The sequence below is a fragment of the Gluconacetobacter entanii genome (assembly GCF_013155425.1).
GTDB lineage: Bacteria > Pseudomonadota > Alphaproteobacteria > Acetobacterales > Acetobacteraceae > Novacetimonas > Novacetimonas entanii.
On record NZ_JABJWD010000064.1, the window covers coordinates 24,147 to 48,373 of the forward strand.

The 24,227-nt window shown below is 61.3% G+C and carries 30 protein-coding genes; all 30 read left to right on the top strand.

Going from position 1 to position 24,227, the window contains the following annotated elements:
- Positions 1–190 precede the first annotated feature (190 nt).
- Positions 191–4,363: a DNA-directed RNA polymerase subunit beta gene (rpoB, locus tag HNH97_RS11720; RefSeq protein ID WP_171791008.1), complete on the top strand. Its 4,173-nt coding sequence runs from the start codon at positions 191–193 to the stop codon at positions 4,361–4,363.
- 105 nt (positions 4,364–4,468) lie between these two features.
- Positions 4,469–8,665, top strand: a complete 4,197-nt coding sequence (gene rpoC, locus HNH97_RS11725) for a DNA-directed RNA polymerase subunit beta' (protein WP_171791009.1) — start codon at positions 4,469–4,471, stop codon at positions 8,663–8,665.
- A 449-nt stretch (positions 8,666–9,114) separates the two neighbouring features.
- The gene (rpsL, locus tag HNH97_RS11730; RefSeq protein ID WP_003621118.1) at positions 9,115–9,486 is read left to right on the top strand and encodes a 30S ribosomal protein S12; all 372 of its coding nucleotides are present in this window, start codon (positions 9,115–9,117) and stop codon (positions 9,484–9,486) included.
- Positions 9,487–9,500: 14 nt separating this feature from the next.
- Positions 9,501–9,977, top strand: a complete 477-nt coding sequence (gene rpsG, locus HNH97_RS11735) for a 30S ribosomal protein S7 (protein ID WP_003621106.1) — start codon at positions 9,501–9,503, stop codon at positions 9,975–9,977.
- Between the two features lie 93 nt (positions 9,978–10,070).
- Positions 10,071–11,261 (top strand): elongation factor Tu, encoded by a 1,191-nt coding sequence (gene tuf / locus HNH97_RS11740; RefSeq protein ID WP_010506739.1) that lies wholly within the window; start codon positions 10,071–10,073, stop codon positions 11,259–11,261.
- A 108-nt stretch (positions 11,262–11,369) separates the two neighbouring features.
- Positions 11,370–11,678 (top strand): 30S ribosomal protein S10, encoded by a 309-nt coding sequence (gene rpsJ, locus HNH97_RS11745; protein WP_007282720.1) that lies wholly within the window; start codon positions 11,370–11,372, stop codon positions 11,676–11,678.
- 10 nt (positions 11,679–11,688) lie between these two features.
- Positions 11,689–12,372, top strand: a complete 684-nt coding sequence (gene rplC, locus HNH97_RS11750) for a 50S ribosomal protein L3 (protein WP_110094617.1) — start codon at positions 11,689–11,691, stop codon at positions 12,370–12,372.
- A 12-nt stretch (positions 12,373–12,384) separates the two neighbouring features.
- Positions 12,385–12,999, top strand: coding sequence for a 50S ribosomal protein L4 (gene rplD, locus HNH97_RS11755; RefSeq protein ID WP_110094616.1), 615 nt, complete (start codon positions 12,385–12,387; stop codon positions 12,997–12,999).
- Between the two features lie 35 nt (positions 13,000–13,034).
- Positions 13,035–13,331, top strand: coding sequence for a 50S ribosomal protein L23 (locus tag HNH97_RS11760; RefSeq protein WP_171791019.1), 297 nt, complete (start codon positions 13,035–13,037; stop codon positions 13,329–13,331).
- A 16-nt stretch (positions 13,332–13,347) separates the two neighbouring features.
- Complete coding sequence (gene rplB, locus HNH97_RS11765) at positions 13,348–14,178, top strand: 50S ribosomal protein L2 (RefSeq protein WP_048858898.1); 831 nt, start codon at positions 13,348–13,350, stop codon at positions 14,176–14,178.
- Between the two features lie 12 nt (positions 14,179–14,190).
- Entirely contained in the window at positions 14,191–14,469 is a 279-nt protein-coding gene (gene rpsS, locus HNH97_RS11770; RefSeq protein WP_003621102.1) for a 30S ribosomal protein S19, read from the top strand.
- A gap of 2 nt (positions 14,470–14,471) precedes the next feature.
- Positions 14,472–14,879 carry a 50S ribosomal protein L22 gene (gene rplV / locus HNH97_RS11775; RefSeq protein ID WP_003621100.1) on the top strand — a complete coding sequence of 136 codons (408 nt, stop codon included), beginning with the start codon at positions 14,472–14,474 and terminating at the stop codon, positions 14,877–14,879.
- Positions 14,880–14,882: 3 nt separating this feature from the next.
- A complete protein-coding gene (gene rpsC / locus HNH97_RS11780) occupies positions 14,883–15,560 on the top strand; it encodes a 30S ribosomal protein S3 (protein WP_003621098.1) in 678 nt (225 codons plus the stop codon).
- A 53-nt stretch (positions 15,561–15,613) separates the two neighbouring features.
- The gene (rplP, locus tag HNH97_RS11785; RefSeq protein ID WP_048858897.1) at positions 15,614–16,030 is read left to right on the top strand and encodes a 50S ribosomal protein L16; all 417 of its coding nucleotides are present in this window, start codon (positions 15,614–15,616) and stop codon (positions 16,028–16,030) included.
- A 1-nt stretch (position 16,031) separates the two neighbouring features.
- Entirely contained in the window at positions 16,032–16,268 is a 237-nt protein-coding gene (gene rpmC, locus HNH97_RS11790) for a 50S ribosomal protein L29 (protein ID WP_110094614.1), read from the top strand.
- Between the two features lie 13 nt (positions 16,269–16,281).
- Complete coding sequence (rpsQ, locus tag HNH97_RS11795) at positions 16,282–16,569, top strand: 30S ribosomal protein S17 (protein ID WP_110094613.1); 288 nt, start codon at positions 16,282–16,284, stop codon at positions 16,567–16,569.
- Between the two features lie 15 nt (positions 16,570–16,584).
- Positions 16,585–16,953 (top strand): 50S ribosomal protein L14, encoded by a 369-nt coding sequence (gene rplN, locus HNH97_RS11800; protein ID WP_003621089.1) that lies wholly within the window; start codon positions 16,585–16,587, stop codon positions 16,951–16,953.
- Complete coding sequence (rplX, locus tag HNH97_RS11805) at positions 16,953–17,273, top strand: 50S ribosomal protein L24 (protein WP_110912118.1); 321 nt, start codon at positions 16,953–16,955, stop codon at positions 17,271–17,273. The genes rplN and rplX overlap by 1 nt, the downstream gene beginning before the upstream one ends.
- Positions 17,274–17,283: 10 nt before the next feature.
- On the top strand, positions 17,284–17,853 hold the full coding sequence (rplE, locus tag HNH97_RS11810; protein WP_110094611.1) for a 50S ribosomal protein L5: 570 nt from the start codon (positions 17,284–17,286) through the stop codon (positions 17,851–17,853).
- Positions 17,854–17,958: 105 nt separating this feature from the next.
- Complete coding sequence (gene rpsN / locus HNH97_RS11815; protein WP_110525713.1) at positions 17,959–18,264, top strand: 30S ribosomal protein S14; 306 nt, start codon at positions 17,959–17,961, stop codon at positions 18,262–18,264.
- 12 nt (positions 18,265–18,276) lie between these two features.
- A complete protein-coding gene (gene rpsH / locus HNH97_RS11820) occupies positions 18,277–18,675 on the top strand; it encodes a 30S ribosomal protein S8 (RefSeq protein WP_003621081.1) in 399 nt (132 codons plus the stop codon).
- A gap of 10 nt (positions 18,676–18,685) precedes the next feature.
- Positions 18,686–19,219 (top strand): 50S ribosomal protein L6, encoded by a 534-nt coding sequence (gene rplF / locus HNH97_RS11825; RefSeq protein WP_110094608.1) that lies wholly within the window; start codon positions 18,686–18,688, stop codon positions 19,217–19,219.
- Positions 19,219–19,581, top strand: coding sequence for a 50S ribosomal protein L18 (gene rplR / locus HNH97_RS11830; RefSeq protein ID WP_110094607.1), 363 nt, complete (start codon positions 19,219–19,221; stop codon positions 19,579–19,581). The genes rplF and rplR overlap by 1 nt, the downstream gene beginning before the upstream one ends.
- Before the next feature lie 17 nt (positions 19,582–19,598).
- Entirely contained in the window at positions 19,599–20,177 is a 579-nt protein-coding gene (gene rpsE, locus HNH97_RS11835; protein WP_110094606.1) for a 30S ribosomal protein S5, read from the top strand.
- Positions 20,170–20,358, top strand: a complete 189-nt coding sequence (gene rpmD / locus HNH97_RS11840; RefSeq protein ID WP_110912120.1) for a 50S ribosomal protein L30 — start codon at positions 20,170–20,172, stop codon at positions 20,356–20,358. The genes rpsE and rpmD overlap by 8 nt, the downstream gene beginning before the upstream one ends.
- A gap of 1 nt (position 20,359) precedes the next feature.
- Positions 20,360–20,854, top strand: a complete 495-nt coding sequence (gene rplO / locus HNH97_RS11845) for a 50S ribosomal protein L15 (protein ID WP_110912121.1) — start codon at positions 20,360–20,362, stop codon at positions 20,852–20,854.
- 156 nt (positions 20,855–21,010) lie between these two features.
- Positions 21,011–22,360, top strand: a complete 1,350-nt coding sequence (gene secY / locus HNH97_RS11850; protein ID WP_110094603.1) for a preprotein translocase subunit SecY — start codon at positions 21,011–21,013, stop codon at positions 22,358–22,360.
- Positions 22,357–23,016, top strand: a complete 660-nt coding sequence (locus HNH97_RS11855; RefSeq protein WP_171791010.1) for an adenylate kinase — start codon at positions 22,357–22,359, stop codon at positions 23,014–23,016. Before secY ends, HNH97_RS11855 begins: the two co-directional genes overlap by 4 nt.
- A gap of 237 nt (positions 23,017–23,253) precedes the next feature.
- On the top strand, positions 23,254–23,631 hold the full coding sequence (gene rpsM, locus HNH97_RS11860) for a 30S ribosomal protein S13 (protein ID WP_110094601.1): 378 nt from the start codon (positions 23,254–23,256) through the stop codon (positions 23,629–23,631).
- An 87-nt stretch (positions 23,632–23,718) separates the two neighbouring features.
- Complete coding sequence (gene rpsK / locus HNH97_RS11865; RefSeq protein ID WP_003621069.1) at positions 23,719–24,111, top strand: 30S ribosomal protein S11; 393 nt, start codon at positions 23,719–23,721, stop codon at positions 24,109–24,111.
- Positions 24,112–24,227 lie beyond the last annotated feature (116 nt).

The following is a 24,227-nucleotide window of genomic DNA, read 5'->3' on the forward strand; positions in this document are numbered from 1 at the left end:
GACCGCAAGGTCTCGGGTGCCTTTGGCGGTAGAAGGGGTCGTCCTCAAGTCATGTGAAGGGACGGGTCTGGGGTCGGGCCATGAGGATGGGCGACCTGAAAGAATTTCTGGATCTGTCTTTGTCCCGTGGCCGCAAGGCAATGACGGCGGATGGGGAGCAGGTCTTGTGTGGATGGGGGCTGGATAGGCGATGAACGCGATTACGAAATCGTTCACGGGACGCAAACGCATCCGCAAGAGCTTCGGGCGTATACCCGAAATCGCTCCGATGCCCAATCTGATCGACGTGCAGCGTGCCAGTTACGAGGCATTCCTGCAGATGAACGTGTCACCCGACAGCCGGACGCCGACCGGGCTGCAGGAAGTGTTCCGTTCCGTCTTTCCGATCAATGATTTTGCCGGACGTGGGCGACTCGAATTCGTCAGCTATGAACTCGAAGAGCCGAAATACGATGTTGAGGAATGCATCCAGCGCGGGCTGACCTTTGCCGCGCCGCTGAAGGTGATCCTGCGCCTGATCGTGTGGGACGTGGACGAGGATACGGGTTCGCGCTCGATCCGTGATATCAAGGAGCAGCCGGTCTACATGGGCGACATGCCGCTCATGACGGATAACGGCACGTTCATCATCAACGGGACCGAGCGCGTCATCGTCAGCCAGATGCACCGCAGTCCCGGCGTGTTTTTCGACCATGACAAGGGCAAGACCCATTCGTCGGGCAAGTTCCTGTTCGCCGCGCGCGTCATCCCGTACCGTGGCTCGTGGCTCGACTTCGAATTCGACAGCAAGGACCTGATCTACGTCCGCATCGACCGCAAGCGCAAGCTGCCGGTCACCACGCTGCTGTACGCGCTGGAGGGCGAGGAATCCCGCGCCGCGCGCGACGCGAAGGCGGCCGAGGGCGGCGACGTCGAATCGATGGAAATCCGGGGCATGACGCCCGATGAAATCCTTGGCTATTTCTATGGCCAGGTCGAGTTCATCAAGAGCGAGAAGGGCTGGGCCCGCCGTTTCGACCCCGATGCGTTCCGTGGCCAGAAGCTGCTGGAACCCCTGGTGGATGCCGATACGGGCGAAATCGTCGCCCAGGTGGACACCAAGCTGACGGCGCGCATGGTCCGCAAGATCGCGGAAACCACGAAGGACGTGCTGGTCGGCCCGGCCGGCCTGATCGGTCGTTTCATCGCGTTCGACATGGTCAATCCCGAAACCGGCGAGATCTTTGCCGAGGCCGGGGACGAACTGACCGAAGCCCGCCTTGAGGCGCTTGAGGCCGATGGTGTCACCAAGCTGGTGACGCTGGCGATCGACGCGACCAACGGCCCGTGGATCCGCAATACGCTGGCGATCGACAAGAATACGTCGCGTGACGATGCGCTGACCGATATCTATCGTGTCATGCGCCCCGGTGAGCCGCCGACGCCCGAGACGGCCGAAGCGATGTTCTCCGGCCTGTTCTTCGATCCCGACCGCTATGACCTGTCCGCCGTTGGCCGCGTGAAGATGAACATGCGCCTTGGCGTGGACGTGCCCGACACGGTGCGCGTCCTGCGCAAGGAAGACATCCTGCGCACGGTCAAGATCATGTGCGAACTGAAGGATGGTCGCGGCGCGATCGACGACATCGACAACCTTGGCAACCGTCGTGTCCGCTCCGTCGGCGAACTGATGGAAAACCAGTATCGCGTCGGCCTGCTGCGCATGGAGCGTGCGATCCGTGAACGCATGGGGTCGGTCGATATCGACACGGTCATGCCGCATGACCTGATCAATGCAAAGCCGGCCGCCGCCGCAGTGCGTGAGTTCTTCGGCTCCTCGCAGCTCAGCCAGTTCATGGACCAGACCAACCCGCTGTCGGAAGTCACGCACAAGCGTCGTCTTTCGGCGCTTGGCCCGGGCGGCCTGACGCGTGAGCGCGCGGGCTTTGAAGTCCGTGACGTCCATCCGACCCATTATGGCCGCATCTGCCCGATCGAGACGCCGGAAGGCCCGAACATCGGCCTGATCAACTCGCTGGCCACCTATGCGAAGGTCAACAAGTACGGCTTCATCGAAACGCCGTACCGCATGGTCGAGAACGGCGTCCTGCAGAGCGGCTGGAAATACCTGTCCGCGATGGAGGAAGACAAGCTCATCGTCGCGCAGGCGGACGCGGAACAGGACGACAAGGGCAACCTGACCGGTGAACTGGTGTCCGTGCGCCGTGGCGGGGACTTCCGCCAGGTCCTGCCTGACGAGGTGACGGCCTGTGACGTGTCGCCCAAGCAGCTTGTGTCGGTCGCCGCGGCCCTGATCCCGTTCCTTGAGAACGATGACGCGAACCGTGCGCTCATGGGCTCGAACATGCAGCGTCAGGCGGTGCCGCTGGTGCGTTCCGACGCGCCGCTGGTCGGCACCGGGATGGAAGCCGCCGTCGCCCATGACTCGGGTGCGACCATCGTCGCCCGCCGCCGTGGCATCGTGGACCAGATCGACGGTGCGCGCATCGTCGTGCGTGCCACCGACGATGCCGGTGCGACGCAGGGTGTCGATATCTACCGCCTGCGCAAATACATGCGCTCGAACCAGTCCACCTGCATCAACCAGCGTCCGCTGGTCCGCGTGGGGGACCAGGTTTCGGCGGGCGAGATCATCGCCGACGGTCCCTCCACCGAGCTTGGTGAACTGGCGCTGGGGCGGAACGTGCTGGTCGCGTTCATGCCGTGGAACGGGTACAACTTCGAAGATTCGATCCTGATTTCCGAGCGGATCGCGCGTGATGACGTCTTCACCTCGATCCATATCGAGGAATTCGAGGTCATGGCCCGCGACACCAAGCTGGGTCAGGAAGAAATCACCCGCGACATCCCCAATGTCGGTGAGGAAGCGCTGCGCAACCTCGACGAGGCCGGCATCGTCTATGTGGGCGCCGAGGTGAACCCCGGCGACATCCTGATCGGCAAGGTCACGCCGAAGGGCGAAAGCCCGATGACGCCGGAAGAAAAGCTCCTGCGCGCCATCTTCGGTGAAAAGGCGTCCGACGTCCGCGACACCTCGCTGAAGCTGCCGCCGGGCACCAGCGGCACGATTGTTGACGTGCGCGTCTTCTCCCGCCGTGGCGTGGACAAGGACGAGCGCGCGATGGCGATCGAGCGCGCGGAGATCGAGCGTCTGGCCAAGGACCGCGATGACGAACGCGCCATTCAGGAACGCTCCTTCTACAACCGCCTGCGCGAACATCTGATCGGGCAGACGGCAGGTGCGGGTTTCAAGGGCATCCGTTCGGGCACCGTCATCACGGACGAGGTCCTGTCCGAGCATCCGCGTGGCGCGTGGCGCAACATCACCGTGGCGTCCGATGCGGTGATGGCGGAACTCGAGGTGCTGCGTCGGGAGTTCGATACGGCGGTGTCGCGCATTCAGGCGCGTTTCGACAACAAGGTCGAAAAGCTGCAGCGTGGCGACGAACTGCCGCCGGGCGTGATGAAGATGGTCAAGGTGTTCGTCGCGGTGAAGCGCAAGCTGCAGCCGGGCGACAAGATGGCCGGCCGCCACGGCAACAAGGGTGTCGTCTCCCGCGTCGTGCCGGTGGAGGACATGCCGTTCCTTGAGGACGGGACCCCGGTTGACCTGCTGCTCAACCCGCTTGGCGTGCCGTCGCGCATGAATGTGGGGCAGATCCTTGAAACCCATCTGGGCTGGGCCTGCGCCAATATCGGTCGCGAGATCGGGCAGCTTGTCGATACGTACCACAAGACGGGTGAGAAGCGTCAGGAACTGCTCGACCAGTTGCGCTCGGTCTATGGCGAGGAAGCCTTTGCCTCCACCATTGCCGACATGACGGACGCACAACTGGTCGAACTGTCGAACAACCTGCGCAAGGGCGTGCCCATCGCGACCCCGGTGTTCGATGGTGCGTCCATCCCGGACATCGAGGCGATGCTGGAGAAGGCAGGGCTCGACAAGTCGGGGCAGTCGCAGTTGATCGACGGCCGCACGGGCGAGCCGTTCGAGCGCAAGACGACGGTCGGCTACATCTACATGCTGAAGCTGCATCACCTTGTCGATGACAAGATCCATGCCCGTTCGATCGGTCCTTACTCGCTGGTGACGCAGCAGCCGCTTGGCGGTAAGGCGCAGTTCGGCGGACAGCGCTTTGGTGAGATGGAAGTCTGGGCACTCGAGGCCTATGGCGCGGCCTACACGCTGCAGGAAATGCTGACGGTGAAGTCCGATGACGTGTCGGGCCGCACCAAGGTCTATGAAGCCATCGTGCGCGAGCAGGATGATTTCGAGGCCGGCATCCCCGAAAGCTTCAACGTCCTGATCAAGGAACTGAAGTCGCTGGGCCTGAACGTGGACCTCGAACAGAGCGGCACCTGATCGTTCCATGAGCACGGTAACGACCCGTCCATACGTTTTATTTTCAGGGTCGGGGGCAGATAGTCGGTCTGCCCTCGTCCTTTTCCCTCAGGGGGTTTGCGGCGCATGAATGAACTCATGAAGATCCTTGGCCAGACCGGCCAGGCGATGACCTTCGACCAGATCAAGATCCAGCTTGCCTCGGCCGAGCAGATCCGGTCATGGTCCTATGGCGAGATCAAGAAGCCCGAGACCATCAATTATCGCACCTTCAAGCCGGAGCGTGATGGTCTGTTCTGTGCGCGGATTTTCGGTCCGATCAAGGATTACGAATGTCTGTGCGGCAAATACAAGCGGATGAAATTCCGCGGGATCATCTGCGAGAAGTGCGGCGTCGAAGTCACGCTGGCGAAGGTCCGTCGCGAACGTATGGGCCATATCGAGCTTGCCAGCCCGGTTGCGCATATCTGGTTCCTGAAGTCGCTGCCCAGCCGTATCGGCCTGATGGTCGATATGACGCTGAAGGATCTGGAAAAGATCCTGTATTTCGAAAGCTATGTGGTTCTTGAGCCCGGCACGTCGCCGCTCAAGCAGTACAGCCTGCTGACCGAAGACCAGTATCTTGATGTCATGGACGAACATGGCGACGAAGGGATCGAGGTCGGGATCGGGGCCGAGGCGATCAAGAAGATCCTTGAGCGCATCGACTGCGACCAGGAAAAGGTCGAACTGCGTCAGGAACTGAAGGAAACCACGTCCGAGGCCAAGCGCAAGAAGCTCGTCAAGCGCCTGAAGCTGATCGAGGCGTTTTCCGAAAGTGAATCGCGCCCCGAATGGATGATCATGGAGCTGATCCCGGTCATCCCGCCGGAACTGCGCCCGCTGGTCCCGCTCGATGGTGGCCGTTTCGCGACGTCCGACCTGAACGACCTGTACCGCCGCGTCATCAACCGTAACAACCGCCTGAAGCGGCTGATCGAACTGCGCGCGCCGGACATCATCGTGCGTAACGAAAAGCGCATGCTGCAGGAATCCGTTGACGCCCTGTTCGACAATGGCCGCCGTGGCCGCGCCATCACGGGCGCCAACAAGCGCCCGCTGAAGTCGCTGTCCGACATGCTCAAGGGCAAGCAGGGGCGTTTCCGCCAGAACCTGCTGGGCAAGCGCGTCGATTATTCCGGCCGTTCGGTCATCGTGGTCGGCCCGGAACTGAAGCTGCACCAGTGCGGCCTGCCCAAGAAGATGGCGCTGGAACTGTTCAAGCCGTTCATCTACTCCAAGCTGGAGAAGTACGGCCACGCCACCACCATCAAGGCCGCGAAGCGGATGGTGGAAAAGGAACGTCCCGAGGTCTGGGATATCCTTGAAGAAGTGATCCGCGAACATCCGGTCATGCTCAACCGTGCGCCGACGCTGCATCGCCTGGGCATCCAGGCGTTCGAGCCGGTCCTGATCGAAGGCAAGGCGATCCAGCTTCACCCGCTGGTCTGCACCGCCTTCAACGCGGACTTCGACGGTGACCAGATGGCCGTGCACGTCCCGCTGAGCCTTGAGGCGCAGCTTGAGGCGCGCGTGCTGATGATGTCCACCAACAACATCCTCAGCCCCGCGAATGGCAAGCCGATCATCGTGCCGTCGCAGGATATCGTGCTCGGCCTGTATTACCTGAGCCTCGAGACGCCTGAATTCCGTGCGACCCCCGACCGCAACGAATATGATGCGCAGGGTAAGGTGACGGTGGCCGGTGCGTCGTCCTTCTCCAGCGTGGGCGAGGTCGAATACGCGCTTACCACCGGTGCGGTGAAGCTGCATGACAAGATCCGTGCGCGCATCGAGAACATCGACGCCGACGGCAACGTCACGCGCGAAACCGTCGTCACCACGCCGGGCCGCATGCTGGTCGCGCAGATCCTGCCGCGCAGCGCCGCGCTGCCGTTCTCGCTGATTAACAAGCAGTTGACCAAGAAGACGGTGTCCGACGTCATCGACGCGGTCTATCGCCATTGTGGCCAGAAAGAGTGCGTGATCTTCTGTGACCGCCTGATGGGGCTTGGCTTCAAGCACGCGGCGAAGGCCGGTATTTCCTTCGGCAAGGACGACATGATCGTGCCGAAGGAGAAGAAGGAACTCGTCGAGCATACCGCCAACGAGGTCAAGGAGTTCGAGCAGCAGTACCAGGACGGCCTGATCACCGCGGGCGAGCGCTACAACAAGGTGGTTGACGCCTGGTCGCGCTGCACGGACGAGGTGCAGGCCGCGATGATGAAGGAGATCTCCAAGCAGGAGATCGGCAAGCCCACCAACTCGGTGTGGATGATGAGCCACTCCGGTGCCCGTGGGTCGCCAGCGCAGATGAAGCAGCTTGCCGGCATGCGTGGCCTGATGGCCAAGCCGTCGGGCGAGATCATCGAGCAGCCGATCATCGCCAACTTCAAGGAAGGTCTGTCGGTTCTCGATTACTTCACCTCCAGCCATGGCGCGCGCAAGGGCCTGGCCGATACGGCGCTGAAGACCGCGAACTCCGGTTACCTGACGCGCCGCCTGGTCGATGTGGCGCAGGACTGCATCATCGTCGAGGACGACTGCGGCACGGAACGCGGCCTGACGGTGCGTGCGGTCATGGACGGGGGTGAGGTCGTCGCTTCGCTGTCCGAGCGTATGCTGGGCCGCACGCTGGCCGCCGATGTGCTGGATCCCGCATCGGGTGAGGTGCTGTTCAAGCGCAACACCCTGATCGAGGAAGCGCAGGCGGAACAGATCGAGAAGGCCGGGGTGGAAAGCATCCTGATCCGTTCGGTCCTGACCTGTGACAGCCGTGTGGGCGTCTGCGGCCACTGCTATGGCCGTGACCTTGCACGCGGCACGCCGGTCAATATCGGTGAGGCCGTGGGCGTCATCGCCGCCCAGTCCATTGGTGAGCCGGGCACTCAGTTGACGATGCGCACCTTCCATATCGGTGGTGCGGCGCAGCGTGGCGCGGAACAGTCGATGGTCGAGGCGTCGCGTGACGGTAAGGTGACGATCCGCAACCGCAACGTGGTGCAGAACAGCCAGAACGTGCCCATCGTCATGTCGCGTAACTGCGAAATCCTGCTGACGGATGACAAGGGGACGGAGCGTGCGCGCTATCGCGTGCCCTATGGTGCGCGCCTGCTGATCGAGGATGGGGTCGAGGTCACCCGTGGCCAGAAGCTGGCCGAGTGGGATCCGTACACCCTGCCGATCATCACGGAACAGGCGGGCACGGTCGAATATCTCGACCTGATCGACTCCATCACGCTGGTCGAGCGTATGGATGAGGTCACCGGCCTGACGTCGAAGGTCGTCGTTGACTACAAGCAGGCCTCCAAGGGTGTTGACCTGCGGCCGCGCCTGCAGCTCAAGGACGCCAAGGGTGACGTGGTCAAGCTGGCGAACGGCAACGACGCGCGCTACTTCCTGTCACCTGACTCGCTGCTGTCGGTTGAAAACGGCGCGCATGTGAATGCGGGTGACGTGCTGGCGCGCATCCCGCGCGAAGGTTCGAAGACGCGTGACATTACCGGTGGTCTGCCGCGCGTGGCCGAACTGTTCGAGGCACGGCGTCCGAAGGATCACGCGATCATTTCCGAGACCGAGGGCCGTGTCGAATTCGGCAAGGACTACAAGTCGAAGCGTCGTGTCATCGTCAAGAACGACGAGACGGGCGAGGAAACCGATTACCTGATCCCCAAGGGCAAGCACGTCTCGGTTCAGGAAGGCGACTTCGTGCAGGTTGGCGATCCGCTGGTCGATGGTCCGCGCGTGCCGCATGACATCCTGAAGGTTCTTGGGGTCGAGGCGCTGTCCGACTACCTCGTGAATGAAATCCAGGACGTCTATCGACTGCAGGGCGTGAAGATCAACGACAAGCACATCGAGGTGATCGTCCGCCAGATGCTGCAGAAGGTCGAGATCCTCGAACCGGGCGACACGACCTACCTGATTGGGGAAACGGTGGACCGGATCGAATACGAGACCGAGAACACCAAGCGCCTGAACATGGGCGAGCGTCCGGCCGTGGCCATGCCCGTGCTTCAGGGCATCACCAAGGCCTCGCTGCAGACGCAGTCGTTCATCTCCGCCGCGTCCTTCCAGGAGACGACGCGCGTCCTGACCGAAGCCGCCACGGCGGGCAAGAAGGACACGCTCAATGGCCTGAAGGAAAACGTGATCGTCGGGCGCCTGATCCCGGCGGGCACGGGCAGCGTGATGAACAAGCTGCGTGCGGTGGCGGCCGGTCAGGACCGTCAGCGCCTGGCACAGGCGAAGCCTGCGGTGGCCACGACGAAGGCTGCCGAGTAACGGATACCGGCCGATGGGTGGGCGCGCTGCTGTGTCCCGCCCGTCGGCCAATGCTGCATCGGGGTTCGCCCACGGGTGGATTCCGATTCGGGACTCGGCGCATGAACCGCCGAATCATCCCGTTTCATATTTTAATGGGGTGTTTTGACGCCTCATGCGGAATGGTCATGCCGCATGCATGTCCGAATCCTGAGCAAAGGCTTGACTTCAAGCCATTCTCTTCGTAGGTTCCGCGCCCTCGGCTAGCCCTGTCTGAATGACGTCGTTGGCCGTCGAATGCAGCATGCTCGCATGCGGTACCGCCTCCCGGGAATCGGGCGGCCCAGGCCGGATGCATATATGATGCCCGACCGAATGATCTTCATTCGTTGGGGTTTTGTTGTGAACGACAGTCGGCAACCGGACTATGGGGTTGGCCGGCCGAAATTTGTAAGGATCGGGAAAGGCGTATGCCGACCATCAACCAGTTGATCGCGAAAGGCCGCGAGCCCGCAGCCAAACGCAACAAGGTACCTGCCCTGCAGGGATGTCCGCAGAAGCGTGGCGTTTGTACTCGTGTTTACACAACCACACCGAAGAAGCCGAACTCGGCTCTGCGTAAGGTTGCGAAGGTGCGCCTGACGAACGGTTATGAGGTTGTGAGCTATATTCCGGGTGAAGGCCACAACCTTCAGGAACATAGTGTCGTCCTGATCCGCGGCGGTCGCGTCAAGGATCTTCCTGGCGTGCGATATCACATTCTGCGCGGCGTTCTGGATACCCAGGGTATCGCCAAGCGTCGTCAGCGTCGCTCGCTCTATGGCGCGAAGCGTCCTAAGTAAAAGGAATACCAGGCATGAGTCGCCGTCATCGCGCTGTTAAGCGCGAGATTCTTCCCGATCCGAAATTTGGTGATGTCGTCATCACGCGTTTCATGAACGCCCTGATGTACGACGGCAAGAAGTCCACCGCCGAAGGGATCGTCTATGGCGCCCTTGAGGTGCTGCGTCGCCGCGGTGGTGCTGCTGCTGATCCGGTCGTGCTGTTCCACGGCGCGCTGGACAATGTGAAGCCCGCCGTCGAGGTGCGTTCGCGCCGCGTTGGTGGTGCGACCTACCAGGTTCCGGTCGAAGTCCGGGCCGAGCGTCGTCAGGCGCTTGCGATCCGCTGGCTCATCGACGCGTCGCGCAAGCGCGGCGAAAACACGATGCAGGAACGCCTGTCGAACGAGCTTCTGGACGCGGTCAACAACCGTGGCGCCGCCGTCAAGAAGCGCGAAGACACGCATCGCATGGCGGAAGCCAACAAGGCGTTCAGTCATTACCGCTGGTAAAGGGCGTCAGGTCGGTATATTCACCGGCTCGGCTTCCGACACGGAACTTTCTAACCCGACTTTCGGCATGAGGCCGAAGTAACGGAGAAAACGATGGCAAAGGCTAAATTTGAGCGGAATAAGCCGCACTGCAACATCGGCACGATTGGTCACGTCGATCACGGCAAGACCTCGCTGACCGCTGCTATCACCAAGACGCTTGCCAAGGCTGGTGGTGCGGAGTTCAAGGCTTACGACATGATCGACGCGGCGCCGGAAGAGCGCGCCCGTGGTATCACGATCTCCACTGCTCACGTCGAATACGAAACGGCGAAGCGTCACTATGCGCACGTCGACTGCCCCGGCCACGCCGACTACGTGAAGAACATGATCACGGGTGCGGCGCAGATGGACGGCGCGATCCTGGTTGTGTCGGCCGCTGACGGCCCGATGCCCCAGACGCGTGAGCACATCCTGCTGGCCCGTCAGGTTGGCGTTCCGGCCCTGGTCGTCTTCCTGAACAAGGTTGACCAGGTTGACGATCCGGAACTGCTGGAACTGGTGGAAATGGAAGTTCGTGAACTTCTGTCCGCCTATCAGTTCCCCGGCGACGATATCCCCATCATCAAGGGTTCGGCCCTGGTGACGCTGGAAGATGGTGATCCGGAAGTCGGCGAAAACCGCGTCATGGATCTCATGAACGCCGTTGACGAATACATCCCGCAGCCGGAGCGTCCGATCGACCGTCCGTTCCTGATGCCGATCGAAGACGTGTTCTCGATCTCCGGTCGTGGCACCGTGGTGACGGGCCGTGTCGAGCGTGGCGCCGTGAACGTTGGTGACGAAATCGAAATCGTTGGTCTGCGTCCGACGCAGAAGACGACGGTGACGGGCGTCGAAATGTTCCGCAAGCTGCTGGATCGCGGCGAAGCCGGCGACAACATCGGCGCGCTGCTGCGTGGCACGAAGCGCGAAGACGTGGAGCGTGGTCAGGTCCTGGCGAAGCCGGGTTCCATCACCCCGCACACGAAGTTCAAGGCGGAAGCCTACATCCTGACGAAGGAAGAGGGTGGCCGTCACACGCCGTTCTTCACCAACTATCGTCCGCAGTTCTATTTCCGCACGACCGACGTCACCGGCGTCGTTCACCTGCCGGAAGGCACGGAAATGGTCATGCCTGGCGATAACGTCGCCATGGATGTCGAACTGATTGCCCCGATCGCCATGGATGAAGGCCTGCGCTTCGCTATCCGCGAAGGTGGCCGTACGGTCGGTGCAGGCGTGGTCGCTTCGATCACTGCGTGATTGTAAGTAACTGAAGTGATGATGTCCCCGGCCGGAGCGATCTGGCCGGGGATATCATTGGCGGATCGGGTTCCCCCGAACCAGTTAAAGTTGGACTGAAACAGAAAGATGGACAACCAGAACATCCGCATTCGCCTGAAGGCGTACGATCATCGGGTGCTCGATAACAGCACAAAAGAGATCGTCAATACGGCGAAGCGTACGGGTGCGCGGGTTCGGGGTCCTATCCCGCTGCCGACGCATATCGAACGGTTCACTGTCAACCGTTCTCCCCATGTGGACAAGAAAAGCCGCGAGCAGTTCGAAATTCGGACCCATCGCCGGCTGCTCGACATTGTCGAGCCGACCCCGCAGACCGTGGACGCTCTCATGAAACTCGACCTCGCCGCTGGCGTGGATGTCGAGATTAAACTCTAAGGTCCAGACGATGCGCACCGGATTGATCGCAAAGAAGCTGGGTATGACCCGGCTGTTCAAGGAAGACGGCACACATGTGCCGGTGACTGTCCTGCAGGTGGATGACCTGCAGGTGGTTGATGTCCGCACCAAGGAACGTGACGGCTACTCCGCCGTCCAGCTTGGGTCGGGCAAGGCCAAGGTCAAGAATGTAACGAAGCCGTGCCGTGGCCATTTCGCCAAGGCGAAGGTTGAGCCGAAGAGGAAGCTGGTTGAATTCCGGGTGGCCGATGATGCCGTTCTGGAAGTCGGCGCCACGCTGTCCGCCGCTCACTTCGTCGTCGGGCAGAAAGTGGATGTGACCGGCACCAGCAAGGGTAAAGGTTTTGCCGGCGCGATGAAGCGCTGGAACTTTGCCGGTCTCGAAGCCTCGCATGGTGTCTCGATCAGTCACCGTTCGCACGGATCGACGGGTAACCGTCAGGATCCGGGCAAGGTCTTCAAGAACAAGAAAATGGCCGGACATCTCGGTTCGGAACGCGTGACCACCCTGAATCTGGAAGTGGCCGCCGTCGATGCCGAGAAGAATCTGCTGATGATCTGCGGCTCCGTCCCGGGCGGCAAGAATGAGCTGATTCTGGTTCGTGATGCGATCAAGAAGCCCCGTCATGCCGAGGTGCCGTATCCGGCCGCCCTGGCCCAGGTAGCGGGCTGAGGATAGAGGGCAATGGATTACGAGATCAAAACCCTCGAGAACGGAAGCGCCGGTACGGCAACGCTTCCCGACGAGATTTTCAAGGTTGAGCCGCGCGCCGACATCATGGCCCGCGTCGTTCACTGGCAGCTGGCAAAGCGCCGTGCGGGCACGCACAAGGTCAAGGGCATGGGGGAAATCTCCGGCACGACCAAGAAGCCCTATCGGCAGAAGGGCACCGGTAGCGCCCGTCAGGGTTCGCTGCGTTCGCCGCAGTACCGCACCGGTGGCGTGGTTCATGGTCCGGTCGTGCGCGACCATGGCTATGACCTGCCCAAGAAGGTGCGCCGTCTGGGCCTGATTTCCGCGCTGTCGCAGAAGGCTGCCGAAGGCAAGCTGGTGGTGCTTGACGCCGCGACCGCCTCGGGCAAGTCGTCCGACCTGGCGAAGAAGCTGAAGGTGCTTGGCTGGAAGTCGGCGCTGATCGTGGACGCCGCGGTCGAGGAAAACTTCGGTCGTGCGGCACGCAACCTGCCGAAGATCGACATCCTCCCGACCATCGGTGCGAATGTCTATGATATCCTCAACCATGAGGTGCTGGCCATCACGCGCGCCGGGCTTGAGGGTCTGAAGGAGCGTCTGGCATGACCAACATCCTCGCACTGCGCAAGAAGGCGGAACGTATGTCGCGCGAAGCGATGTACGACATCATCCGCGCGCCGCTGATCACGGAAAAGGCGACTGCCCTGTCCGAAAAGAACCAGGTCGGGTTCAAGGTCGCGTCCGGCGCGTCGAAGTTCGAGATCAAGGTCGCGGTGGAAACACTGTTCGGCGTCAAGGTCCTTGGTGTGAACACCCTTGTCCAGAAGGGCAAGGCGAAGCGCTTCAAGGGACGTCCCGGCCAGCGGTCTGATGTGAAGAAGGCGTTCGTGCAGCTTGCTGATGGTCAGTCCATTGACCTGACCGCCAAGCTGTCCTGACGCGGGGTGACAAGAAATGGCATTGAAGCACTTTAACCCGGTTACCCCCAGCCTGCGCGGAACGGTCCTGATCGACCGCAAGGAGCTTTGGAAGGGCAAGCCCGTCAAGGGGCTGACCGAGGGCAAGAACAAGAGCGGCGGTCGTAACAACCACGGCCGCACCACCTCGCGTTTCATCGGTGGTGGTCACAAGCAGTCCTACCGCTATGTCGATTTCAAGCGTCGCAAGTTCGACGTCGTCGGCACGGTGGAGCGTCTGGAATATGACCCCAACCGCACGGCCTTCATCGCGCTGGTGAAGTATGCTGACGGTGAACTCGCCTACATCATCGCGCCGCAGCGCCTGCAGGCGGGTGACCAGGTGGTGTCCGGCCTGCGCGCCGACATCAAGCCGGGCAACGCGATGCCGCTGTCGGCGGTGCCGGTGGGGACGATCATCCACAACATCGAGCTCAAGGCCGGTGCTGGCGGCAAGATCGCCCGTTCGGCTGGCACCTACGCACAGCTGGTCGGCAAGGACATGGGCTATGCCCAGATCAAGCTGCAGTCCGGTGAACTGCGTGTCGTGCGCGCCGAATGCATGGCGACGATCGGTGCGGTGTCCAACCCGGACAACATGAACCAGCACATGGGCAAGGCAGGTCGTGCCCGCTGGCTCGGCCGTCGTCCGCACAACCGTGGCGTTGTCATGAACCCGGTCGACCATCCGCATGGTGGTGGTGAAGGCCGGACTTCGGGCGGACGTCATCCGGTTACGCCGTGGGGCAAGCCGACAAAGGGTTACAAGACCAGGGTCAACAAGCGTACGGACAGTCTGATTATCCGTCGCCGGAAGACCGGCAAGTAAGGGGCATACAAGATGGCACGTTCCGTCTGGAAGGGCCCGTTCGTGGACGGGTATCTACTGAACAAAGCCGATGCGTCGCGCGCATCGGGCCGTAACGAAGTGATCAAGATCTGGTCGCGTCGCTCAACCATTCTGCCGCAGTTCGTGGGACTGACGTTTGGCGTCTATAACGGGCACAAGTTCCTGCCCGTGCAGGTGACCGAGAACATGGTGGGGCACAAGTTCGGTGAATTTTCGCCGACCCGCACCTTCACGGGTCATTCCTCGGACAAGAAAGCGAAGCGGGGCTGATCATGAGCAAGCCTAAGCATCCGCGCACGCTCGCGGAAACCGAAGCGCAGGCCACCACGCGGAATATCCGCATCAGCCCGCGTAAACTGAACCTTGTTGCGGGTCTGATCCGCAACAAGCCTGCCGCACAGGCCGTCGCGACGCTGACGTTCTCCAAGCGCCGCATCGCACAGCAGGTCAAGAAGACGCTGGAAAGCGCCATCGCGAACGCCGAAAACAACCATCAGCTGGACGTTGACCAGCTGGTGGTGGCGCGCGCGGAAGTTGGCAAGTCGATCGTCATGCGCCGCTTCCATGCCCGCGGGCGTGGCCGTTCGGCCCGTATCGAAAAGTTTTTCAGCCATCTGACGATCATCGTGGCGGAGCGTCAGCCCGAGGCAGAAGCGGCAACCGGAAAGAAGGCGGCCTGATCCATGGGACATAAAGTCAATCCGATCGGGCTGCGGCTCGGCATCAACCGCACCTGGGACAGCCGCTGGTATGCGGACGCCGATTATGCCCGTCTGCTGCATGATGACCTGAAGCTGCGTTCCTACCTGCGTCGCAAGCTGTCGGGTGCCGGCGTGTCGCGCGTCGTGATCGAACGTCCGGCCAAGAAGCCGCGCGTGACGATCTATGCCGCGCGTCCGGGCGTCGTGATCGGCAAGAAGGGCCAGGACATCGACGTGCTGCGCAAGGATCTGACCCGCATGGCGAAGACCGACGTTGCGCTGAACATTGTCGAGATCCGCAAGCCGGAAATCGATGCGACGCTGGTGGCTGACAACATCGCCCAGCAGCTCGAACGCCGCGTGGCCTTCCGTCGTGCCATGAAGCGCGCCGTGCAGTCCGCCATGCGTCTTGGCGCGCAGGGGATCCGGATCAACTGCTCCGGCCGTCTGGGTGGCGCTGAAATCGCGCGTGTCGAATGGTATCGCGAAGGCCGCGTGCCGCTGCATACGCTGCGTGCCGATATCGATTACGGTGTGGCGACGGCAAAGACGACCTATGGCACCTGTGGTGTGAAGGTCTGGATCTTCAAGGGCGAGATTCTTGCCCATGATCCGTTGGCGCAGGATCGTCGCGCCGCCGAGCAGGCCCCGCAGCGCTGATCTGCGGGGAATAGGGAACAGAGTGCGCCAGGCGGCGCTGAGGATTTGAAAAAATGCTTTCTCCCAAGCGGACAAAGTTCCGCAAGGCCCACAAGGGCCGCATCCACGGACTGGCGAAAGGGGGGACGACCCTGAACTTTGGGGCTTTCGGCCTCAAGGCCCTGCAGCCGGAACGGATTACCGCCCGCCAGATCGAAGCGGCCCGTCGGGCCATCACCCGCGCCATGAAACGTGCGGGTCGCGTGTGGATTCGGATTTTTCCTGACCTTCCGGTCTCGACAAAGCCCGCAGAAGTGCGTATGGGCTCCGGCAAGGGGTCGCCTGAATACTGGGTGGCCCGTGTGAAGCCGGGTCGTATCCTGTTCGAGATCGAAGGCGTGTCGCCGGAAGTCGCGCGTGAAGCGCTGGCTCTTGGCGCGGCAAAGCTGCCGATCAAGACGAAGTTTGTGACCCGTATTGGAGACGCGTGAGATGGCAAAGGCAACCAAGCCGGCCGATCTGCGTGCCAAGACTGTTGAAGAACTGGATACGCTTCTCATCGATCTGAAGCGCGAGCAGTTCAATCTTCGGTTCCAGCATGCAACCGGCCAGACCGAAGGGCAGTCGCGTATGCGTGCGGTGCGTCGCGAGATTGCCCGCGTCAAGACGATTGCGTCTGAGGCGTTGAAGAAGATCGCTGCCGGCACTACGCCGGCAGTCAAGTCCTGAAGGGAGACGGGCGATGCCAAGGCGCGTCCTGACCGGACGGGTGACCAGCGACAAGATGGACAAGACGGTGACCGTCCTTGTCGATCGTCGCGTCATCCATCCGCTGTACAAGAAGTTCATCCGTCGCTCGAAGAAGTATGCGGCGCATGACCAGCTGAATGAATGCAAGATCGGGGATACGGTGCGCATCGAAGAATGCCGCCCCATTTCCCGGCGCAAGACCTGGACCGTCGTGGTTCGCAATGGCGCCCCCCTCGCGGCTGCCCCTGCGACCGAGGCCCAGTCTGGCGCACAGGCGTAAAGAAGGGCATAGAGCATGATCCATCCCGAGACCAACCTTGACGTCGCCGACAATTCCGGCGCGCGTCAGGTGCAGTGCATCAAGGTGCTGGGCGGTTCCAAGCGGAAGTCCGCCTCGGTCGGCGACGTGATTGTCGTGTCCGTCAAGGAAGCGATTCCCCGCGGCAAGGTCAAGAAGGGTGATGTGCACCAGGCGGTGATCGTCCGCACGTCCTATCCCGTGCGTCGTCCCGATGGCAGCGCCATCCGCTTTGACCGCAATGCCGCCGTGCTGATCAACAAGCAGCAGGAACCGATCGGAACCCGTATCTTTGGCCCGGTCGTGCGTGAACTGCGTGCGCGCAAGTTCATGAAGATCATTTCGCTGGCGCCGGAGGTGCTGTAATGGCCGCACGTATCAAGAAGGGCGACCAGGTCCTGGTCATCACCGGTTCGTCGCGCGGTACGCGCGGTGAGGTCGTGACCGTGCTGCCCGCCGCCGAAAAGGCCATCGTGCGCGGTGTCGCGATCGCGAAGCGCCATACCCGCCCCAGCCGCATGGGTGAGCAGGGAGGCATCATCGAGAAGGAGATGCCGGTTCACCTGTCCAACCTGAAGCTGATCGATCCCAAGAGTGGCGATCCGACGCGCGTCGGCTATCGCATTCTGGAAAACGGTCGCAAGGTTCGCGTCGCCAAGGCGACCGGCGAAGTCATCGAAGGCTGAGGAGGCGGGGATGTCAGAAGCTAACGTAACCCGCTCGGTGCCGCGTCTGCAGAAGCGTTACAATGACGAACTGCGCGCGAAACTGCGCGAGGAGTTCGGCTACAAGAATGTGATGCAGGTTCCGGCGCTTGAGAAGATCGTTCTCAACATGGGTGTCGGCGAAGCCGCAGGCGACCAGAAGAAGCTGGATGCCGCGTACCAGGAAATGACCCTGATCGCGGGTCAGAAGCCGGTCAAGACGGTTGCCAAGAAGGCGATCGCGGGCTTCAAGATCCGTGAAGGTCTGCCGATCGGGTGCAAGGTCACGCTGCGCCGTGCGCAGATGTATGAGTTCCTTGACCGTCTGGTGACGATCGCCCTGCCGCGTGTCCGCGATTTCCGCGGCCTGCCGGCGAACAAGGGGTTCGACGGGCATGGCAACTTTGCCATGGGCCTGAAGGAACAGATCGTCTTCCCGGAAATCGAGTACGACAAGGTCGACGATATTCGCGGCATGGACATCATCTTCGTCACGAGCGCGAAGACCGATGCTGAAGCCAAGGCTCTTCTGAAGGCATTCGATCTGCCCTTCGCAGCATAAAAGTTGCGAGAGGGGCTTTCACTGGAAGCCCGGAAGACCTAAGACACACGTAGTTTGGAAAACCGTTGGGAATGGCCCGACAGGTTCCGGAGGATAAAACAAGGCATGGCCAAGATTTCCGCCGTAAACCGGAATGTCAAGCGTGAGCGCATGGCAGCACGGGACAAGGCAAAGCGGACTGCATTGAAAAACATCATCATGGACCGCTCTCTGCCGGTCGAGGATCGTTTTGATGCATCGCTGAAGCTTGCTGAACTTCCGCGGAACGGATCGCGCGTGCGCGTCCGCCTGCGGTGCAAGTTGACGGGGCGTCCCCGCGCCAATTACAGAAAGTTCGAACTCTGCCGTATCGCCCTGCGCGACCTGGCCTCCAATGGTCAGATCCCGGGTATGGTCAAATCGAGCTGGTAAGGGCAGGGAACGATGTCACTTTCTGATCCTTTGGGTGATCTCCTCACCCGGATCCGCAATGCCCAGCGTGCGCGTCACGCGGCATGCGTCGCACCGGCGTCAAAGCTGCGTGCAAACGTACTCGAGGCGCTGCGCCGCGAGGGATACATCCGTGGTTTTTCCAAGGAAGAACTGCGCAAGGGTGTCGCCCAGCTGCGTATCGAGCTGAAGTATCTTGATGGCGAGCCCGTGATCAAGGAAATCCACCGCGTCTCCAAGCCGGGACGTCGCGTGTATTCCAAGATCAAGGAACTGCCGCGTGTGTATGCCGGGCTGGGCGTGTCGATCCTGTCGACCCCGCGTGGCGTGCTGTCGGATGGGGAAGCCCGCGCTGCCAATGTCGGCGGCGAAGTTCTCTGCCGCGTATTCTAAGGAGGGATGAATGTCGAGAGTTGGCAAATATCCCGTCGAGATTACGTCGGGAGTTCAGGTTTCCATCGCTGATGGTGTGCTGACGGCCAAGGGCAAGCTCGGTGAGCTGAAGCTGCCCCTGTCGCATCACATCGAAGCTGAAGTCGCGGACGGCAAGGTTTCGGTCAAGCCGGTCGGCACACAGGCGCAGGCCCGCATGATGTGGGGCACGACGCGTTCGCTGATCGCCAGCATGGTCAAGGGAGTGTCCGAAGGGTTCTCCAAGACGCTGGAAATCAGTGGCACGGGTTACCGCGCTGCGGTTCAGGGCAAGAACCTTGTCATGAACCTCGGGTATTCGCACGATATCGTGTATGAGATCCCGGCCGGTATCAAGATCACGACCCCGCGTCCGACCGCTGTGACCGTCGAGGGCATCGACAAGCAGCGCGTTGGCCAGGTTGCGCTTGATATCCGCAGCTTCCGCAAGCCCGAGCCCTACAAGGGCAAAGGTGTCCGTTATGAAACGGAGACCATCCGTCGCAAGGAAGGTAAGAAGAAATAATGAGCGCGCAGCAGGATCTGCGGGAGCGGCGTCGTCAGCGTCTTCGCTTCCAGCTTCGCCGCAAGAGTGGCGGACGGCCGCGCCTTTCGGTGTTCCGGTCGGGCAAGAATATTTACGCGCAGGTGATCGACGATGTCGCCGGCCGCACACTGGCCGCAGCGTCTTCCATCGAGAAGGATCTGCGTACCTCGCTCAAGAGCGGTGCGGACGTGGCAGCGGCTGGCGCCGTTGGCAAGCTACTTGCCGAACGCGCGGTTGCGGCGGGTGTGTCGAAGGTCGTGTTCGATCGCGGCTCGTATCTGTATCATGGGCGTATCAAAGCCCTGGCGGAGGCTGCCCGTGAGGGCGGTCTCTCGTTCTGACGAAAGGGTCACGCACAATGGCACGTGAACCGAGAGAAGGCGGCCGGGGCGGCCGCGATCGTGATCGCGAAGGCGATGATCTCGTTGACAAGCTGGTCACGATCAATCGTGTTGCGAAGGTGGTCAAGGGCGGTCGTCGCTTCGCTTTCGCCGCACTGGTTGTCGTCGGTGACCAGAAGGGGCGCGTAGGATTCGGCGCGGGCAAGGCCCGTGAAGTTCCCGAGGCGATCCGCAAGGCGACCGACCGCGCCAAGCGCGCGATGATCCGCGTCCCCATGAAGGAAGGGCGTACCCTTCATCATGACGTGGCGGGTCATTTCGGCGCCGGCAAGGTGGTGCTGCGTTCGGCTGACGCCGGCACAGGCATCATCGCGGGCGGTCCGATGCGCGCAGTGTTCGAAAGCCTGGGCATCAATGATGTCGTGGCCAAGTCGCTGGGCACCCGGAACCCGCACAACATGGTCAAGGCGACCTTTGCTGCCCTGGAACGCTGCGCAAGCCCGCGTTCGGTTGCAAACCGCCGTGGCAAGAAGGTTTCCGATATCCTTGGTCGCCGTGAGGTGACTGCATCGGCGGAGGCTGCTGCAGATGTCTGAGGCAAAGGGAACCATCAAGGTCACCCAGATCCAGTCTGGCAACGGGCGCAAGCCGGGTCAGCAGGCTACGCTGATCGGTCTGGGACTGAACAAGATCGGCCGTACGCGTGAATTGGAGGATACTCCTTCGGTCCGCGGCATGGTGCGCAAGGTCGCCCACCTTGTGAAGGTGGAGAATTGAGATGAATCTCAACGAACTTCGCGATAACGAAGGTGCCCGCTACCGCAAGAAGCGTCTGGGGCGTGGCATCGGGTCCGGCAAGGGCAAGACTTCCGGGAAGGGCGTCAAGGGTCAGAAGGCCCGTTCCGGCGTCTCCCTGAATGGCTTTGAAGGTGGTCAGCTTCCGCTGTACCGTCGCCTGCCCAAGCGTGGATTCAAGAACATCTTCCGCAAGGAATTTGCCATCCTGAATCTCGGCGTGCTGGACAAGGCGATCGAAGCCGGCAAGATCGATGCCAAGGCTCCGGTGACCGAGGATGTCCTGCGCAAGGCGGGACTGGTGACGGAAACGGGTGTGGCGGGTGTCCGCCTGCTGGGCAACGGTGAACTTCATCATGGCGTGACCATTGAAGTTTCCGGTGCTTCCGCCGGTGCCATTGCCGCGGTCGAGAAGGCCGGCGGCAAGGTGCAGGTCAAGGAAAAGGCCGCCAAGGCGGTTGCTGCTCCTGCGAAATGACTGGATGGGGGACTGTTCCATCTCCCCCACGCCAGAATAATGAAAGCGATGCGTCTTGCACTGTGCAGGCGCATCGCTTTATTATTTTAAACAGGTTTTTATCATGACAGCGTCCCGCTTTATGTGGTGACGCTGTTCTTGTGAAAGGATGGGCGCATGGCCTCCGCGGCCGAACAGCTGGCTGCCAATCTGAATTTCAATTCTTTTGCCAACGCAACGGAATTGAAAAAGCGCATCTGGTTCACACTGGGCGCGCTGATCGTTTATCGGATTGGCACCTATATTCCGGTTCCTGGCGTCGATGCGACGGTCATGGGGCAACTGCTGGCCCGGCATCAGGGTGGTATTCTGGGCATGTTCGACATGTTTACGGGTGGTGCGCTTGGGCGCATGACCGTGTTTGCGCTGAACATCATGCCCTACATCAGTGCATCCATCATCGTGCAGCTGATGTCGGCAGCAATTCCGTCTCTTGAGGCCCTCAAGAAAGAGGGAGAGGGCGGACGCCGCAAGCTGAATGAATATACGCGCTATCTGACGGTCGCCATTGCGCTGTTCCAGGCGTATGGAATCGCCATCGGGCTGGAGAACATGCATACCGAGGCCGGATCGGCCGTCATCTCGCCGGGCATGTTCTTCATCGTCTCGTGCGTGCTGACGCTGGTGGGCGGCACGATGTTCCTGATGTGGCTGGGTGAACAGATCACGTCGCGCGGGGTGGGGAACGGAATTTCCCTCATCATCTTCGCGGGTATCGTCGCCAACCTGCCCAATGCGCTGGCAAGCCTGTTCCAGCTTGGCTACACGGGTGCTCTTTCGCCTTTCTTCGTGCTGGTGTTCCTGGTCCTTGCAGCCATTACGATCGCGTTCATCGTGTTCATGGAACTGGCGCAGCGACGGGTGGTGATCCAGTATCCCAAGCGTCAGGTGGGGCAGCGGATGTTTGGTGGCGACTCCACGCATATGCCGCTGAAGGTGAATACCGCGGGTTCGATTCCGCCGATTTTTGCCTCTTCCGTGCTGCTGATTCCCGTGACCATCGCAGGCTTCATGAACAACAGTTCCCTTCCGGGGTGGCTGTCGTTCCTGGGGCAGTCGCTGGGGCAGGGGCAGCCGCTCTACATGCTGTTCTATGCCGCGATGATCGTGTTCTTCTCCTATTTCTATGCGGCAGTGACCTTCAACCCGCAGGAAACGGCGGAGAACCTGCGCAAGCAGGGGGGCTTTGTCCCCGGCATCCGTCCGGGCGCGAATACGGCGGTCTTCTTTGACCGGATCCTGACGCGCATCACGACAATCGGGGCGATGTATCTGGTGGCCGTGTGTCTGCTGCCGCAGATCCTCATCAGTCACTATAACGTGCCGTTCTATTTCGGCGGGACGAGCCTCATCATCATCGTGACGGTGACAATTGATACGGTGACACAGATCCAGTCCCATCTCGTGGCGCACCAGTATCAGGGACTCATGCGCAAGGCGCGTGGCAGGAAGGGTAAATTCCGGTGAACATCATTTTTCTTGGGCCGCCGGGCGCGGGAAAGGGCACGCAGTCAAAGCTGCTGGAGGCCCATTATGGAATCGCACAGATTTCAACGGGCGACATGCTGCGTGCGGAAGTCGCGGCAGGCAGTCCGCTGGGCCAGAAGGTGAAAAGCATCATGGCGTCGGGGCAACTGGTCCCCGATGACCTGATCATCTCCCTGATCGAAGCGCGGATCGACCGCCCTGACTGCGCCAAGGGATTTATCCTCGACGGTTTTCCCCGGACCCGGGCGCAGGCCGAAGCCCTCGATTCCATGCTGAAGAAGACTGGCCGTCACATTGACCTGGTTCTTCTGCTTGATGTGGATGAAGATGCGCTGGCTGACCGGATCGCAGGACGTTTCACCTGCGCCAAGTGTGGCGAGGGCTATAACGACCTGTACAAGCGTCCCAAGGTCGAAGGCACATGCGATGTCTGTGGCGGGCACGAATTCGTGCGCCGTGAGGATGATCGCAGGGAAACCGTGGCCGCGCGGCTGAAGGCCTACCGTGAGCAGACTGCACCGATCCTGCCTTATTATGAGGAGCAGGGGCGCCTGTGCCGGATTGACGGCATGGCGGATATCGACGATGTGACGAAGCAGGTCTTTGCCGCTGTCGATGCTATCACGAAAAAGTGATGCAGAATAATTGACTTGGATGGGCTGGCGGGTATATTCCGCGCCCTCAAGGTATGAGTGCCGCGTGAGTCGTTGACCGGCCGCGCGGTGCTGGTATGACCAACTGGAATTGATGATGGGGTTGGCCGGCGTCTGTCCGGTATGTTCACGACGCTGCGGGGTGTAACCCGGTGGCGTGAAGCAGCCCTGCCGAAATGTTAGTGCCCGTCGTGGACGGGCGGACGAGGAGTAAGTGGCGTGGCGCGTATTGCCGGCGTGAACATCCCAACGAACAAGCGGGTAACGATTGCCCTGCGTTATATCTATGGTATCGGGGCGACGAAGGCCCAGACGATCTGCGACAAGCTTTCGATCCCCGCCGAGCGTCGCGTGAACGAGCTGTCCGATGACGAGATCGTCAAGATCCGCGAACTGATCGACAACGACTATCGCGTCGAAGGCGACCTGCGTCGTGAAGTCGCGATGAACATCAAGCGCCTGATGGACCTTGGCTGCTATCGCGGTCTCCGCCATCGTCGCGGCCTGCCGGTTCATGGCCAGCGGACACATACCAACGCCCGTACCCGCAAGGGCAAGGCTGTTGCGATCGCAGGCAAGAAGAAGGCGGCCCGCTAAACCGGGCACCCTGACATGCATGGACCGGACCTGCCTCGCGCGGGTGGTCGCGGCCATGCCCAATGAACTGACAGGATCGAGAAGATTATGGCGAAAGCTGCGGCACCGCGTATTCGCAAGAAAGAGCGGAAGAATATCATTTCCGGGGTGGCACACGTGCTGTCCACCTTCAACAACACGATGATCACCATCTCCGATGCGCAGGGCAATGCGATTGCATGGTCTTCCGCCGGTGCGCAGGGCTTCAAGGGGTCGCGCAAGTCGACGCCTTATGCTGCCCAGGTCGCGGCCGAGGATGCTGGCCGCAAGGCACGTGAGCATGGCATGGAAACCCTCGAGATCGAGGTCTCCGGTCCGGGGTCGGGGCGTGAGAGCGCCCTGCGTGCCCTGCAGGCGGTTGGTTTCTCCATCACGGCGATCCGTGACATGACGCCGGTTCCCCACAACGGATGCCGTCCGCGCAAGCGTCGCCGCGTCTGATCCGGGAACTCGAATTCGCTTCTCCCTGTTCCGCCCCATGGCGGGGCAGGGGGATCTGATTGTCATCAGGCACCCGGTATGGGTGCCATCTGTTGTCTTGAGTGACGGCAGATCAG